The following is a 15,654-nucleotide window of genomic DNA, read 5'->3' on the forward strand; positions in this document are numbered from 1 at the left end:
CGGGTGATCCGCCTCTCGGTCACCGCCCGGATCGCGCTTCTATCGATAGCGCTGGCGCTGGTGTCCAACCTCGCGCTGGTCGGTTTCGTCTGGAAGACGACCAGCGCCGACGCAATCGACGCGATCCGGCGCGAGACGACGGAGCAATCCGAAGCCTTGCGCGCGGTCTGGCGCAGCGGCGGGTTGCCGGCGATCCGCCAGGCCATCGATAGCGCGGTCGTCCCCGGCGACGTGTCGTTGGTGCTCGCGGTGGTAGACCCCAAGGGACGCGCGGTGGTAGGCATCGCGCCCGAACGTCTCGCCGTGCCGCTGAAGGTCACGCAGTTCCGGATTGCGCGGCTCGGGTCCGACGAACTCTGGCACGCGCGCGAAACCGGATATGCGCTGCACCCGCTCGGCAGCTATTGGCTGCTCACCGGCCGCAACCTCGACCTGATCGCCGCCGAGGAGCGCGCGATCGAGCGTGCCTTGGCTGTTGCCGTGTTTCTGTCGCTCGCGCTCGGTGTGGTCGGCGGGCTGGTCCTGACCCGCTATGTCGGGCGTCGCCTCGACGGGATCGCCAAGGCGATCGAGGCGGCGGGCGAGGGCGATCTGTCGCGGCGCGTCGACGTGATCGCGGGGGGCGGCGATGCGTTCGATCGCCTGGCCGGGCGGTTGAACGTCATGCTCGGCAAGCTGGAAGGGGCGATGGCCGAGTTGCGGATCGTCACCGACAGCCTCGCACATGATCTCCGCTCGCCGCTTGCGCGACTGCGCACCAAGACCGAGCAGGCGGTGTTGATCGCCGACCCCGACGCGCGGGAGTCGGCGCTGGGCGGCCTGTTGGTCGAGACGGATCTCGTCATGCGGATGCTGACGATGGTGATCGAGATCAGCCGCTCGGGATCGGTGTCGCGCGATCGCTTTATCGAGGTGTTGCCGGCGAACCTGCTCGAAGAGATCGGCGAGCTCTACGCGCCCGTCGCCGAAGACGCGGGCCTTCTCTTTACGATTGCGATCGACGACCGCCCGCCGCCAATGAAGCTCCACCGAGAACTCATCAGCCAGGCGATCACCAATCTGATCGACAACGCGCTGCGCCACGGCGCGGGCGGGGGTGAGGTAACCTTGCGGATCGTCCACCGCACCGATGGCGTCGCGATCCAGGTCGAGGACCGTGGGCCGGGCATCGCCGCCGCCGACCGTGCGCAGGCGCTAAAACGCTTCGGACGTCTCGACAGCGCCCGGTCGACGCCCGGCGCCGGCCTCGGCATGGCACTGATCGAAGCCGTGGCGCGGCTCCATGATGGCCGCTTCGAACTGGCGGACAATGCCCCGGGCTTGGTCGCGCGGATCGTGCTGCCCGTGTGAATCGACGCGGCGAGGCTGCGATCGTCGCCGGTCCGTGAACATTGCCCGACCGGGTTAGCTATGGACTAGCGCCAGCCGATCCTTATCCTGAGACGGGGGGATTCGGCGATGCGATTGACGAGACTGTGGGCGGCACTGGCGATCGTGGTTGCGCCGGTGGCTGCGTTCGGTGGCGATACGCCGCACGTCACGCTTGCTACGCCCAACATTTCGGATGGCGCGATCACGCGCTTTACGGTGCGGTTCAGCGACGCGATCGTCCCGCTCGGCGATCCGCGCGCCGCCTCGCCACTGAAGGTCGAGTGCGCGGTGTCGGGCGAGGGGCGCTGGGTGGATCAGCAGACCTATGTCTGGGACTTCGCGCAAGGGCTGCCCGGCGGAACGCGCTGCACGCTGGCGACGCGCGAGGGACTCAAGAGCGCGGCGGGCTACGGCGTCGATGCGGAGAGCTTCACCGTCGATGCCGGCGGTCCGATCGCCCGCGCGGCGCTGCCCGGTGAAGGCGATATCGAGGAGGATCAGGTGTTCCTGGTCGCCGCGAACATGCTTGCGACGCGTGAGTCGATCGGCGCCAACGCCTATTGCGCGGTCGACGGGATCGGCGAGAAGATCGCGGTCGACGTGCTGGCGCCCGATCTGCCCGGCAAGCTGCTCGCCGGGTTGGGAAACAATTACGCGGTCACCAATTTCCTCGAAAGCGCCGGGCTGCCCAAGACGGTCCCCGCCGATACCGCATCGCGCCAGCGCGCGCTGGCCGACATTACCGCGCTGAAATGCCGCCGTCCTCTGCCGCCGGGTCGCGACATGGCGCTGGTTTGGGGCAGCAACATCGCCAGTGCCGGGGGCAAGCTCGCCGGCGCGGATCAGCGGTTCGACTTCACCGTCCGCAAGCCTTTCACCGCCCGGTTCGAATGCTCGCGCGTCAACACCGCGGCGGGATGCAGCCCGGTCGAGAAGGCGTATCTGCGGTTCTCCGCGCCCGTGGCGATGAGCGCCGCGACGCAAGTCCGGCTGACGCTCGCCGACGGCAAGTCTGTCGCGCCGGTGTTCAGCGAGGAGGAGAAGACCCGCGCGACGATCGAGCAGGTCACGTTCGCGGCACCGTTGCCCTTCGCGACGCGTGGCAACGTGTCGATCCCCGCCGACCTCAAGGACGAAAGCGGCCGGATTCTCACCAATCGCGAACGCTTTCCGCTCGAGGTGAAGTTCGACGAAGCCCCGCCGCTCGTCAAGTTCGCGGCGGACTTCGGGATACTCGAGGCGAAACAGGGCGGCGTGCTGCCCGTCACAGTGCGCAACGTCGAGCCGTCGCTGCAAGGCCAGACCGCGGGGATCGGCGGGCAGCGGCTGCGCGTGGGCGGCACCGACGGCGAGATCGCCGCGTGGCTCAGGCGCGTCGAGGATGCGGGCAAGACCGACTACCAGACGATCGAGCGCAAGGGTGCCGAGCCGCTCCAGATCAACCATACCGGCGAGAAGCCGCTGCTGTTCGGAAGCGGTGGCGGCGGGGCTGGCGGCGGGGAAGGCGATCCGTTCAAGCTCGACCTGCCGGGCAAGGGCAAGGATTTCGAGGTCGTCGGCCTGCCGCTCGGCAAGCCCGGCTTCTACGTCGTCGAACTCGCCAGCCCGACGCTGGGCCGTGCGCTGCTCGGTCGCGACGTGCCGCGCTATGTTGCGAGCGCCGCGCTGGTCACCGATCTGGCCGTGCATTTCGAATGGGGGCGCGATCGCTCGCTCGCCTGGGTCACGCGGCTGTCGACGGGCAAGCCGGTGGCGAACGCGGTGGTGCAGGTCAGCGACAGCTGCACGGGCAAGCCGCTCGCGCGCGGGGCGACCGACAAGAGCGGCGGGCTCATGGTCGCGCGCGGCCTGCCCGAACCCGAGACCTATGGCAGCTGCAAGGGCGAGGGCTCGCCGCATCCACTGATGATCTCGGCGCGTACCGGTGACGATTTCAGCTTCACGCTGACCGACTGGGGCGAGGGCATCCGGCCGTTCGATTTCGACCTGTCCTATGGCTATTCGGCGGCGACCGACATCATCCACACCGTGTTCGATCGCGCCCTGGTCCGCCAAGGCGAGACGATCCACATGAAGCATATCCTGCGCCGCCCCGACGCGCGCGGCTTCTCGTTGGCGCCCGGCTTTACCGGCACGCTGCGGCTGTCGCACCGCGGCTCCGACACGCAGTTCGAGATGCCCGTGACGATCGGCGCGAACGGCACCGGCGAAACCGTCTGGACCGCCCCCAAGGGCGCACCGATGGGGGATTACGACCTGGTCTTCGTCGTCGGCGACAAGACAACCGAATCCGCGCAGTCGTTCAAGGTCGACGAATACCGCCTGCCGACGATGCGCGCGAGCGTCACCGGCCCGAAGACCGCACTGATCAAACCACGCACCGCACAGCTCGATCTGTTCGCCGGCTATCTCTCGGGCGGCGGCGCGCCGGGCCTGCCGGTCGACGTCCGGATCGGCTGGTTCGCGCATAGTGCGACGCCTGTCGGCTACGACAAGTTCAGCTTCGGCGGCGAACCGATCAGCGAGGGCGTCAAGCCGCTCGACGGCGAGGGCGAGGATGCGAAGACGCCGTTGCCGCCGACCCAGATGCTGCCCGCGACGCTCGGCAGCGACGGTACGCGGCGGATGACGGTCGACATGCCGCAGACCCTCCCCGGCACGACCGATATGCAGGTCGAGATGGATTATCGCGATGCGAACGGCGAGACGCTGACCGCCTCGAAATCGATCCCGATCTACGCCTCGGGTGTCCAGCTCGGCGTCGCCACCGATGGCTGGATGATGCGCGCGGACGATCTGCGCCTGCGCTTCGTCGCGCTCGATACCGATGGCAAGCCGATCAAGGGGCAAAAGCTGTCCGTCGCGCTCTATAGCCGCCAGATCCTTACCGCGCGGCGGCGGCTGATCGGCGGGTTCTACGCCTATGACAACCGGATGCGGACGACCAAGCTGTCGGCCTCGTGCAGCGCCACCACTGACGCGCAGGGGCTTGCGCAGTGCAAGGCCGACCCAGGCGTATCGGGCGAGATCTACGCGGTCGTCACCACCACCGACGCCGACGGCAACGTCGCCCGCGCGGTGAAGTCGGTATGGCTCGCGGGGAACGACGATTGGTGGTTCGGCGGCGACAATGGCGACCGGATGGACGTCGTGCCAGAAAAGCTCACCTATGCGTCGGGCGAGACCGCGCGGTTCCAGGTGCGGATGCCGTTCCGCTCAGCGACCGCTTTGGTCAGCGTCGAGCGCGAGGGCGTGTTGTCGAGCTTCGTCACCGAGCTGTCGGGCAAGGACCCGGTGATCGAGGTGCCGATGGACGCGGCCTATGCGCCCGACGTCTATGTCTCGGTGCTGGTCGTGCGCGGGCGCGTGGAGAGCGGGTTCTGGAGCTGGGTCCACCGCATCGCGCGGACGCTCGGGCTGTCGGATACGCCGGAGGACGCAGCCGAGCCGACCGCGTTGGTCGATCTCGCCAAGCCCGCCTACCGCCTCGGCATCGCCAAGGTGAAGGTCGGCTGGGAAGGGCATACGCTCGCCGTCGCGGTCAAGGCGGACCGCGAGCGTTACGCGCCGCGAGGGACGGCCAACGTCGCGATCCAGGTGCGGAAGCCCGATGGCAGCCCGGCGCGTGAGGCCGACGTCGCGTTCGCCGCGGTCGACCAGGCGTTGCTGCAACTCGCGCCGAACGACAGCTGGAACATCCTCGACGCGATGATGGGCGATCGTCCGCTGTCGGTGCTGACCGCGACCGCGCAGATGCAGGTCGTCGGCAAACGGCATTATGGACGCAAGGCACTCGAAGCGGGTGGCGGCGGTGGCGGCGGCGACCTGTCGGGGCTCAACCGCGAGAATTTCCAGCCGGTATTGCTGTGGAAGGGCCATGTCCCGCTCGATGCGCAAGGGCATGCGCGCGTGTCCGTGCCGCTGTCGGATGCGCTGTCGTCGTTCAAGCTCGTCGCGATCGCCACCGACGGTGCGCAGGCGTTCGGTACCGGCAGCACCGACATCCGCACCGCGCAGGATCTGTCGCTCTATGCCGGGATGCCGCCGCTCGTCCGATCGGGTGATTTCTACGGCGCGCGGTTCACGTTGCGCAACGGATCGGACCGCGCGATGACGGTCACGGCGAACGTCGACGTATTCCCGCGGATCGCGCAGGGCAAGCCGCTTACCGTCACCATTCCCGCGGGTGGTGCGGCACCGGTGGCGTGGAACCTCACCGCGCCTGCGGGCGTCGATACGCTGCGCTGGACGGTGCGTGCCAGCAGCAACGACGGCCGTGCGACCGATCAGGTGACGGTGACGCAGGACGTCATCCCGGCGGTGCCGACCGAGATTTGGGCGGCGACGCTCGCGCAGGTCGGTGAGAATACGATGATCCCGATCGCGCCGCCGATGGGCGCGCTTCCGGGTCGCGGCAGCGTCGACATCCGCCTCGCCGATACGCTGGCGCCGTCGCTGGCAGGCGTGCGCGCTTACATGAGCCGCTATCCGTTCAACTGTTTCGAGCAGCGGCTGTCGCGGATCGTCGTGCTCGGCGACATGGCGGGCTGGGCGACGCTGGCGGGCGAAATCCCGACCTATCAGGCGCCCGACGGCCTGCTCCGCTACTTCCCCGGCGACAGCCTTCAGGGGTCCGAGGCGCTGACCGCCTATGTCCTGTCGATGACGGGCGCGGCGAACCTGTCGCTGCCGCCGGTCCAGCGCGCGCGGATGATCGAGGCGATGAAGGCGGTGCTCGACGGGCGCTTGCGACACGAGGATTACGGCGACGTCCGCCTGACCAAGGTCGCGGCGCTGGCGGCGCTCGCGCGGCAGGGCGAGGCCACGCCGGCGATGCTCGGTCAGATCGGGATGACGCCCGCGGAGATGCCGACCGCGAGCCTCGCCGACTATATCACCGCGCTGACGGCGATCCCCGGCGCGTCGACCGAGGCCAAGGCGCAGGCCGAGGCGGTGTTGCGCACGCGCCTCGTGTTCGAGGGCACGCGGCTCGATCTGTCGGACTCGGCCAACGCGTCGTGGTGGCTGATGTCGTCGGCCGACGAGGCGGCGAACAAGGCGACCGCGGCGGTGCTCGGGCGGCCAGGGTGGCAGGACGATGCGCCGCGCCTGATGGTCGGCACGGCGTTGCGCCAGTCGCGCGGGCATTGGGATACGACCACCGCCAACGCCTGGGGTGCGATCGCCGCGCGGCGTTTCGCGCAGGTCTATCCGGCGCAGGCTGTCACGGGCACGACGATGCTGTCCTATGCCGGGCGTAGCGTTGCGCGCGGCTGGCCGCTGGCGGAACCCGCGCGGACAATGTCGTTCCCGCTCGCTGCCGCCGGACCGCTGCGGTTGGCGCAAGGCGGCGGGGCGGGGCCGTGGGCGACCGTGTCGATCTCGGCGGCGGTGCCGCTGCGGCAACCGCTGTTCGCCGGCTATCGCCTGACGCGCAAGGTCGACGTCGTGCAGGCGCGCACCGCCGGCCGGCTGACGACGGGCGACGTGCTCCGCGTGACGCTGTCGGTCGAGGCGACCGCCGAGCGCAACTGGGTCGCGATCAGCGATCCGGTGCCCGCCGGCGCGACCGTGATCGACGATCTCGGCGGCCAGTCGCAACTGCTCCAGCAAGGCGGCGGCAGCGAGGGTGAGGGCGGCGGTCCGAGTTATGTCGAACGCGGCCGCGATACGTGGCGCGCCTATTTCGCCTGGCTGCCCAAGGGCACCACCACCGTGACGTACACGCTGCGTCTCAATGGCGCCGGCCGGTTCCAGATGCCGCCGAGCCGGGTCGAGGCGATGTATTCGCCGTCGATCCGCGCCGCGGTGCCGAACCAGACGATGGTCATCGCGGATCGATGAAGCAGCGCGCGGCGCTTGTCGGATTGCTGGTGCTGATCCTGGCCGCGGTCGGGTTCGACTGGGCGACGTTCCCGCCGCCGCTGCCGGGCTATGCGCAGGTGCGCGCTGCGTGGAAGCCGTCGGAGGCGTGGCTGTACGATCGCCACGGCGTGCTGATCGACAGCGCGCGCGTCAATTTCGCTGCGCGACGGCTTGCGTGGGTACCGCTCGACCGGATCGCCCCAGTCGTGCCCACCACCGTCGTCGCGGCGGAGGACGCCCGCTTCCGCAGCCACGGCGGCGTCGATTGGCTGGCGATCCTCGGGTCGGTTGGCGCGCGCGCGAAGGGCGAGCGGGGCAGGGGTGCCAGCACGCTCTCGATGCAGGTCGCCGCGTTCCTGTCGCCGACGCTGGCGATGCCCGGCGCACGCGGCTGGCGCGACAAGCTGCGCCAGATGCGCGCGGCACGAGCGCTCGAGATGACCTGGAGCAAGGACCAGATCCTCGAGGCGTACCTCAACTTGGCACCGTTTCGCGGCGAGGCGCAGGGGATCGGCGCGGCGGCGCTGTCGCTGTTCGGCAAGACCCCCGCGGCTATGGCACGCGACGACGCGCTGCTGCTGACCGCACTGCTCCCCGATCCCCAGGCGCCCGCCCCTCGCATCGCTGCGCGGGCGTGTCGTCTGGGTGGCACAGGGGACTGCGCACGGTTCGCGAGCGAGGCCGCGTCGATGCTCGGCCCGGTGCGGACGCTGGCGCTCGATCCGGGGCTCGCGCCGCATCTCGCCGATCGCCTGCTGACCAAGCCCGGCCTGCGGATCACGACCACGCTCGATGCCGCGCTCCAGCGTACCGTCGCCGCCGCGCTACGTCGCCAGCTTCTCGGGCTCGGAGGATCGCGCGCGCGCGACGGTTCCGCGGTGGTGATCGACAATGCCAGCGGCGACGTCCTTGCCTATGTCGGCGGGATCGGCGGCGCCTCGACCGCCCCCGCGGTCGACGCCGCCAACGCCTATCGCCAGGCCGGGTCGACGCTGAAACCGTTCCTCTACGCGCAGGCGATCGAGCGCGGATACCTGACTCCAGCGTCGGTGCTCGACGATTCGCCGGTGCAGCTCGATACCGCGTCGGGGCTTTACGTGCCGCAGAACTACGATCGCGGGTTCAAGGGGCACGTATCGGTGCGCAGCGCGCTGGCGGGGTCGCTCAACGTGCCCGCGGTGCGGACGCTGTTGCTGGTCGGGGTGGAACCGTTCCGTGATAGGCTGTGGGATACGGGCTATCGTGGCCTCGTCGAGGACGGCGATTATTACGGGTTCAGCCTCGCACTCGGATCGGCCGAGGTGACGCTGCTCGAACAGGCCGACGCGTACCGGTCGCTCGCGAACAGCGGCCGTTGGTCCCCGCTACGGCTCACGGCCGACGCCCCCCGCAGCGCACCCCGCCCGGTCACGACCCCCGCCGCAGCCTGGATCGTCGCCGACATGATGGCGGACCCCAACGCCCGCGCTGCCACCTTCGGCCTCGATTCGGCACTGCGCCTGCCGTTCTGGACCGCGGTGAAGACGGGCACTTCGAAAGGCATGCGCGACAATTGGTGCGTCGGGTTCTCGCGCCGCTATACGGTCGCCGTCTGGGTCGGGAACGTGGAGGGCGACCCGATGCGTGCGGTCTCGGGCACCAGCGGCGCGGCGCCGGTGTGGCGCGACGTCATGCTCGCGCTCGGACGCGACGACGATCAAGGACCGCCAATGCCGGCTGGTGTCGAGCGTCGCCGCATCGCGTTTGCCGACACGATCGAGCAACCACGGATCGAGTATTTCCTCCGCGGCACCGGCCAGTCGCTGATCGCCGCGGCGCCAGCCACCGCCCGGCGCGCGAGGATCGTCAACCCCGCCTCGGGCAGCGTCTACGCGATCGACCCCGACATTCCCGCCGACCGCCAGCGCCTCGCAATCGAGACCACCGGCGACGTCCGGGCACACCACGTGTTCCTCGACAATCGCGACCTCGGCCCCGCCGCCCAGCAACTGTTGTTCTTCGCGCCGCCCGGCCGGCATCGGCTGCGTCTCGTCGATTCGACCGGGCGCACGGCGGATCAGGTGATCGTCACGATCCGGTAGGCACTGCGCCGCCGGTTCGGGATGTTCGTCGTCGCACGAGTCGGCAACCGGGGCGATGCTAGACGGCTACGTCGCCCTGGATCGGTGGGTGCGGGGAATAGCCGCTGACCTCGAAATCCTCGATTCGGTAGTCGTCGATCGAGGTTGGCGTGCGGAGCAGGCGCATTGTCGGCAACGGGCGGGGTTCGCGCGCCATCTGCTCGCACACCTGATCCTGATGGTTCAGATAGACATGCACATCGCCGCCGACCCAGACGAGTTCGCCGGGCGTGAGCCCTGCCTGCCGGGCAAGCATATGGACCAACGCCGCGCCCCCGGTGAAGTTGAACGCCGCACCGAGGAACAGGTCGCACGAGCGTTGAAAGATGAGGCAATTCAGTTCGTTACGCGAGTTGACGTGGAACTGATACACCATGTGACAGGGCGGGAGCGCCATCTGGTCGAGCTCGCCGACGTTCCAGGCGTGAAACAGCATGCGCCGGCTCGACGGGTTGGTCTTCAACGTCTCGACGAGCGTCGCGATCTGGTCATGCTCCTTGCCCGACGCATCGACCCAGCGGCGCCATTGCTTGCCATAGACCGGACCCAGTTCGCCCCATGCGCGTGCGAAGTCGTCATCGGCGACGATGCGCGCCTCGAATTCCTCCTGCGAGATGGTCGAGCCGGTCTCGTGTCGATACCGCGCGAGTGGCCAGTCGCTCCAGATGCGGACGTTGTCGCGGAGCAGCGCCTGGATGTTGGTGCCGCCGCTCAGAAACCACAGCATCTCCTTGACCGCGGTCTTCCAGTACACCCGCTTGGTGGTCAGGATCGGCACCTGGCCACCGCTCAGATCGAACCGCAAGAGTTCGCCGAACAGCGACTTGGTGCCGACGCCCGTCCGGTCCATCCGCTCGTCGCCCTTGGCGAGGACCCGGCCCAACAGGCTGAGATACTGATTTTCGGGGTGGCTCATGTTATTCCTTCCGACCGTTCGCTGTGCTGGTTTGGCCGCGCGTCGTACGCCTCAAATTCTTCGATACGACCGGCGCCCGCCCGGTGCAAAGCGCGGATGGCGAATTTGGGCGCGATTTGGGTCGCGGTGATTTCGGGGTGGCCAAGCCGGTCTCGGCATTGCGCGGTTGATGGATGAACCCGGCACTCTCCCGGGCCGGTCCGCCGCTGTGAAAGCGGATGCAGTTGGACGTGCAGCTGCTGGTGATGCGCGGCAGGCGGATTTGTGCCGCCACCATCCGAGCCTCCACTTCGTATCGCCGACCTCGGGGCGGCTCGCACGCTGTTCGCGGGGCTGCGGAACGCGCGCTTCGAGACGATGGCGATCGCATATCTTGATCCGAATCGGAGGCTTTTGGGGATGCGGCATCTCATTGGTGGACAGGATCATGTCGCGGTCTCGATCCGCCGTATCGCGGCGGATGCGCTGGCGTTCGATGCGGCCGGCGTGGTGATCGCGCACAATCATCCAAGCGGGGATGCTACGCCGAGTGCGCGGGACCTGGCGTTTACGCGTGCGCTGGCGGCAGGGTTGCGGACGTTGGAGGTGGTGTTGCTGGATCACCTCGTAATCGCGGGGCCGCGGGTGACGAGCCTCCGCGCGATGGGGGTGGTATGAGGCGCGATAACCCCAAACGCACCACCCCGGCGGGGGCCGGGGCCAAGTTGGGGGAGGTTGGCAACGAATTGCAGAATGCTGCTACTTCGACCTTCCCGAATGCCCCAACCTTGGCCGGGGTGGAGCAGTGTGTTGGGTTAGCGCCTCAGACCGAAGCCGAAGCGAACGCTGGAACCAACCTCACCCCAGCCGGCACGCTCGGATCGCTTCCGGCGCCGGCCGCGGCCCGGTGGCCTTGAACGTCGCCAGATACCCGCCGGCCGAGGGCATGTCGTCCATGTCCACCTGCGTATAGCCCACCGCGGCGAACTCGCATTTCAGCAGCGCGGGCGGCGTGCCGTGATCGCGCGTCGGCCGGTTCGCGTCGACCACCACCACCAGCCCGTCCGGCTTCAGCGACGGTCGCAACCGCCACAGGAACTCGTATGGCTGCTCGATCTCGTGATACATGTGGACCATCACGACCCGGTCGAAGCTCGCATCGGGCAGTTTCGGGTCGTTCGCCTCGCCGAGCTTTACGCTGACGTTCGCCAGATCCTCGCGCGCGACGCGTTCGGCGAGCTGGTCGCGGACCGCAGGAAGGATGTCCTCGGCAAGTACCCGCCCGTCCTTGCCGACGCGCGCGGCCATACGGATCGTGTAATAGCCCTCGCCCGCGCCGATATCTGCGACCGTCATGCCTTTGCGAATCGCCGCCTTGTTCATGACTTCGCCGGCTTCGTTCAGCCGATCACGCGCTTCCTCGTTCGACCAGCGCGCCGAGACGATCGACGCGACCGGGCGATCGGCGGCGGGGAACACCGGCTCCTTGGGCTCGCGCTTGATCAGCGGCTTGGTCCCATCACACGCTGCGAGCAGGAACACCGGCAACAGCATAAGGGCAAGGGTCCCCCGCAAGCTCAATCGACGTCCTCCACCTCGACGGCCTCGCCGGTCACGCGCTGCGACAGCGCCGCGGCCATGAACATCTCGAGGTCGCCGTCGAGCACGTCCGACGGGCTGGTCGACACCACGCCGGTGCGCAGGTCCTTCACCATCTGGTACGGCTGGAGCACGTAGGAGCGGATCTGGTGGCCCCAGCCGATGTCGGTCTTGCCGGCGTTCTCGGCATTCGCCGCGGTCTCGCGGATCGCCAGTTCGCGCTCGTACAGACGCGCGCGGAGCTGGTTGTACGCCTCGGCCTTGTTCTTGTGCTGCGAGCGCTGGTTCTGGCACTGCACGACGATCCCGGTCGGGATGTGCGTGATGCGCACCGCCGAGTCGGTCGTGTTGATGTGCTGGCCGCCGGCGCCCGACGCGCGGTAGGTGTCGATGCGCAGGTCGCTCTCGTTGTATTCGACCTCGATATTGTCGTCGACGACCGGATACACCCAGACGCTGGCGAACGACGTGTGACGCCGCGCCGCCGAGTCGTATGGGCTGATCCGGACCAGCCGGTGCACGCCGCTCTCGGTCTTCGCGTAGCCGTACGCGTTCTCGCCTTTCAGCAGCAGCGTTGCGGACTTGATGCCCGCCTGCTCGCCCGAATGCTGGTCGACCAGCTCGACCTTCAGACCGTGGCGCTCGCCCCAGCGCGAATACATCCGGCTGAGCATGCCGGCCCAGTCCTGGCTCTCGGTCCCGCCGGCGCCGGCGTTGACCTCGATATAGGTGTCGTTGGCGTCAGCCTCGCCGGCCAGCAGCGCCTTGATCTTGTCCTTGTCGGCACGCGCGGCGAGTTCGGCGAGCGACGCAACGCCGTCCGCCTCCATCTCGGTATCGCCCTCGGCCTCGGCCATCTCGATCAGCTCGGCGGTGTCCGACAGTTCGCTCTGGATCGCCCGCGTCGCGCTGATCGCCTCGTCGAGACGACGACGCTCGCGCATCACCTCCTGCGCGGCCTTGGGATCGGACCAGAGCGCCTGATCCTCGACGCGCGCGTTCAGCTCGTCGAGACGACGCAGCGCGCGGTCCCAGTCGAGGAAGCGGCGCAGCAGCGCCAGCGCGTCGTTGATGGTGTCTACGTGAGCCTGCGCTTCGGCGCGCATGATATTCTCCAAAAATTCCGCAGCCCCGGCGGAGGCCGGGGAAAATTCCGTCGTCCCAGCGGAGGCCGGGATCGCCGCCCCAAGCGAGCGGGGCGGGTCTCCGGCGGGCGCCGGGATGACGTCTATATAAGCGCGCTAGTAGATTCCGCCTTGTCTTTGCAAGAAATCGCTGTCGCGTGGGGCTTCGGCCTTCTTTACCGCGGTCGTCGTCGTAGCAGTCGTGGGGGCGACATCCGAGCGTCGCGCCGCACGCCGCGGTTCGCTCTCGGGCTTGAACGCTTCCCAGATTACCGCGGGCTTGGGATCGCTGGTGTCGGGCCAAGTGCCATAGACCGGCCGGCCGCTCGCGCGATCGATCCGGACCATGCGGATCCCGGCGGGGGCACGGAACGGCAGCTTGGGGAGGTCCTCATACGCTTTCGTCGCGAACTGCTTGAAGATCGGCGCGGCGAGCGTGCCGCCCTGCGCTGCGCCACCGAGGTTCTTCGGCGTGTCGAAACCGATATACAGTCCGCCGACGAACTGCGGCGTGCCCCCGACGAACCACACGTCGGTCGGGCCGTTGTTGGTACCCGTCTTGCCGAACATCGGCCGGTCGAGATCGCGCAGCGTCACCGCGGTGCCGCGCTGGACGACACCCTCGGTGATGTGGACCATCTGGTAGGCGGTCATCGCGTCGAGCACTTGGCGTTGGCGCGTGATCGGCCGCGGCATCGGCTTGCCGTCCCAGTCCGGCGCGTTGCAGCGATCGCAGGGCCGCCAGTTCTCGGGCCAGATCACCTTGCCGTGGCGATCCTGAACGAAGTCGATCAGCGACGGCGGGCCGCCCTTGCCGTTGTTGGCGAGGATCGAATACGCGTTGACCATCCGCCCGACGGTCGTCTCGCCGGCGCCGAGCGCGTAGGAAAGATACGGCGCGTAATCGCCGACGCCCATCTTCTTGATCGTCGCGACCACCTTCGGCATGCCGGTCTGCGCGGCGGCGCGTACCGTCATCAGGTTGCGCGACTGCTCGATTCCCCAACGCATCGTGTGCGGGCCGGACCCGCGCGAATTGCCGAAGTTGCGGAAGCATTTTTGCCCTAGCCGCGCGCCCTGATAGACGCAGAACGGCCCGTCGACGATGATCGACGCTGGCGTCATGCCGTTGTCGAGGGCGGCGGAATAGACGATCGGTTTGATCGTCGAGCCCGGCTGGCGCATCGCCTGAGTCGCGCGGTTGAACGCCTGCAACCGGTCGTCGAAGCCGCCCTGCATCGCCAGCACGCGGCCCGATGCCGGCTCCTCGACGACGAACGCGCCCGAGACCTTGGGGATCGCCCGCAGCGAGAACTCGCCGCCGTCGGGCGCTACCGCGATGATATCGCCCGTCTTGATCGCGCCGAACGCGTTGCCGCCCTTGCCGCGTACCGGCATCTGCGCCGCATAGCGCGGCAGCGTGCCGGTCTTGCCGGTGCGGAAGCCTAGGCTCCAGGCATTGCCGTCCTTGCCCGTCACGATCGCCGCGACCCAGTCCCGATAATCGAGCGCGATATTGCTGTTGAGCAGAGGTTGGAGCCAGTTGTCGTCCTCGATCTCGACATGACGGATCGGCCCGTTCCAGCCGCGCCCGCTGTCGAACCGCACCAGGCCATCACGCAACGCCTGCTGCGCGAGATCCTGCAGCTTCGCGTCGAACGACGTCCGCACCCACAGCCCGCCCGAATAGACGCTGTAGGGGCCGTCCTTCGCGTTCTCGCCGAATTTCGCCATCAGCTGGCGACGGACTTCCTCGACGAAATAGCCGCCGACGCTCTCGAACTTCGGCGTGCGGCGCATCACCGCGCCGAGCGGCTCGGCATTCGCCTGGTCATGCTGCGCGCGCGTGATGAAGCCGTTGTCGAGCATCCGGTTCAGCACGTAATTGCGCCGCGTCATGGCCTTCTCGGTGTTGCGCACCGGATCGTAGTTCGACGGACCCTTGGGCAGGATCGCGAGATACGCCATCTGCGCGAGATCGAGCTGGTCGAGCTCCTTGTCGAAATACGCATGGCTCGCGGCCTCGACGCCGAACGCGTTACGCCCGAGCGCGATCTGGTTGAGGTACAGCTCGAGGATCTGCTCCTTGGTCAGCGTGTCCTCGATCTTGTACGCCAACACCGCCTCGCGCAGTTTGCGCGACGGCGAATAAGCATTTCCGATCAACAGGTTCTTCGCAACCTGCTGCGTGATCGTCGATCCGCCCTTGGCGCGCTTGCCGGTGCCGAGCTTGGTCGCATAATCGTACACCGCGCCGGCGAGACCGGGATAATCGACGCCGTGATGTTCGAAGAACGACTTATCCTCGGCGGCGAGGAACGCTTTCACCAGCAGTGGCGGATATTCGGCGTAGCTGAGCTCGACGCGGCGTTCGCGCGCGTAGCTGTGGATCGGCGCGCCATCGATCCCGCGCACGTTGGTCGGCAGCGGCGGCTCGTAGGTGCGCAACGTGTCCACGGAAGGCAGGTCACGCATAACCGCGAACCAGAACGCGAAGATCGCGATGAAGCCAAGCACGACCAGTACGAGGGCCGCCTTGGTCCACCGACTCGCCCACGCGCGCGCAACCCTGCCCCGCAGCTGGTCGGAAGTGCGGCCTGTCGCCGTCGTCGAGGTGGGGGAGGGATCGGACGCCATGATTACTGGTGGAGCGTCTAGCAGGTTAGCGCGCGCTTGCCAG

Annotated in this window: 8 protein-coding genes; 4 read left to right on the plus strand and 4 right to left on the minus strand. The window is 68.2% G+C overall.

Features of this window, described 5'->3' with window-relative positions; all coding sequences use genetic code 11:
• Window positions 1-3: 3 nt before the first annotated feature.
• The 3 genes from O6Y00_RS16845 (at window position 4) to pbpC (ending at window position 9,317) form a co-directional block, all read left to right on the plus strand.
• Window positions 4-1,350 (plus strand): sensor histidine kinase, encoded by a 1,347-nt coding sequence (locus O6Y00_RS16845; protein ID WP_353443737.1) that lies wholly within the window; start codon window positions 4-6, stop codon window positions 1,348-1,350.
• Window positions 1,351-1,458: 108 nt separating this feature from the next.
• A complete protein-coding gene (locus O6Y00_RS16850) occupies window positions 1,459-7,215 on the plus strand; it encodes an alpha-2-macroglobulin family protein (RefSeq protein WP_353443738.1) in 5,757 nt (1,918 codons plus the stop codon).
• Window positions 7,212-9,317, plus strand: coding sequence for a penicillin-binding protein 1C (gene pbpC, locus O6Y00_RS16855; RefSeq protein ID WP_353443739.1), 2,106 nt, complete (start codon window positions 7,212-7,214; stop codon window positions 9,315-9,317). The genes O6Y00_RS16850 and pbpC overlap by 4 nt, the downstream gene beginning before the upstream one ends.
• A gap of 58 nt (window positions 9,318-9,375) precedes the next feature.
• Here pbpC and O6Y00_RS16860 read toward each other — a convergent pair whose 3' ends face one another.
• Window positions 9,376-10,272 (minus strand): thymidylate synthase, encoded by an 897-nt coding sequence (locus O6Y00_RS16860; protein ID WP_353443740.1) that lies wholly within the window; start codon window positions 10,270-10,272, stop codon window positions 9,376-9,378.
• 264 nt (window positions 10,273-10,536) lie between these two features.
• Here O6Y00_RS16860 and O6Y00_RS16865 point away from each other — a divergent pair, with 264 nt between their 5' ends.
• Window positions 10,537-10,929, plus strand: coding sequence for a JAB domain-containing protein (locus O6Y00_RS16865; RefSeq protein WP_353443741.1), 393 nt, complete (start codon window positions 10,537-10,539; stop codon window positions 10,927-10,929).
• A 180-nt stretch (window positions 10,930-11,109) separates the two neighbouring features.
• On the opposite strand, the gene O6Y00_RS16870 is transcribed toward O6Y00_RS16865, so the two are convergent.
• From O6Y00_RS16870 to O6Y00_RS16880, 3 genes are all read right to left on the minus strand, one after another.
• Complete coding sequence (locus O6Y00_RS16870) at window positions 11,110-11,805, minus strand: class I SAM-dependent methyltransferase (RefSeq protein WP_353443742.1); 696 nt, start codon at window positions 11,803-11,805, stop codon at window positions 11,110-11,112.
• A gap of 23 nt (window positions 11,806-11,828) precedes the next feature.
• Window positions 11,829-12,956 carry a peptide chain release factor 2 gene (prfB, locus tag O6Y00_RS16875; protein WP_056051599.1) on the minus strand — a complete coding sequence of 376 codons (1,128 nt, stop codon included), beginning with the start codon at window positions 12,954-12,956 and terminating at the stop codon, window positions 11,829-11,831.
• 135 nt (window positions 12,957-13,091) lie between these two features.
• Window positions 13,092-15,611 carry a penicillin-binding protein 1A gene (locus O6Y00_RS16880; protein WP_353443743.1) on the minus strand — a complete coding sequence of 840 codons (2,520 nt, stop codon included), beginning with the start codon at window positions 15,609-15,611 and terminating at the stop codon, window positions 13,092-13,094.
• Between the last annotated feature and the right edge of the window lie 43 nt (window positions 15,612-15,654).

It is taken from the genome of Sphingomonas faeni, from assembly GCF_040407565.1.
GTDB lineage: Bacteria > Pseudomonadota > Alphaproteobacteria > Sphingomonadales > Sphingomonadaceae > Sphingomonas > Sphingomonas faeni_F.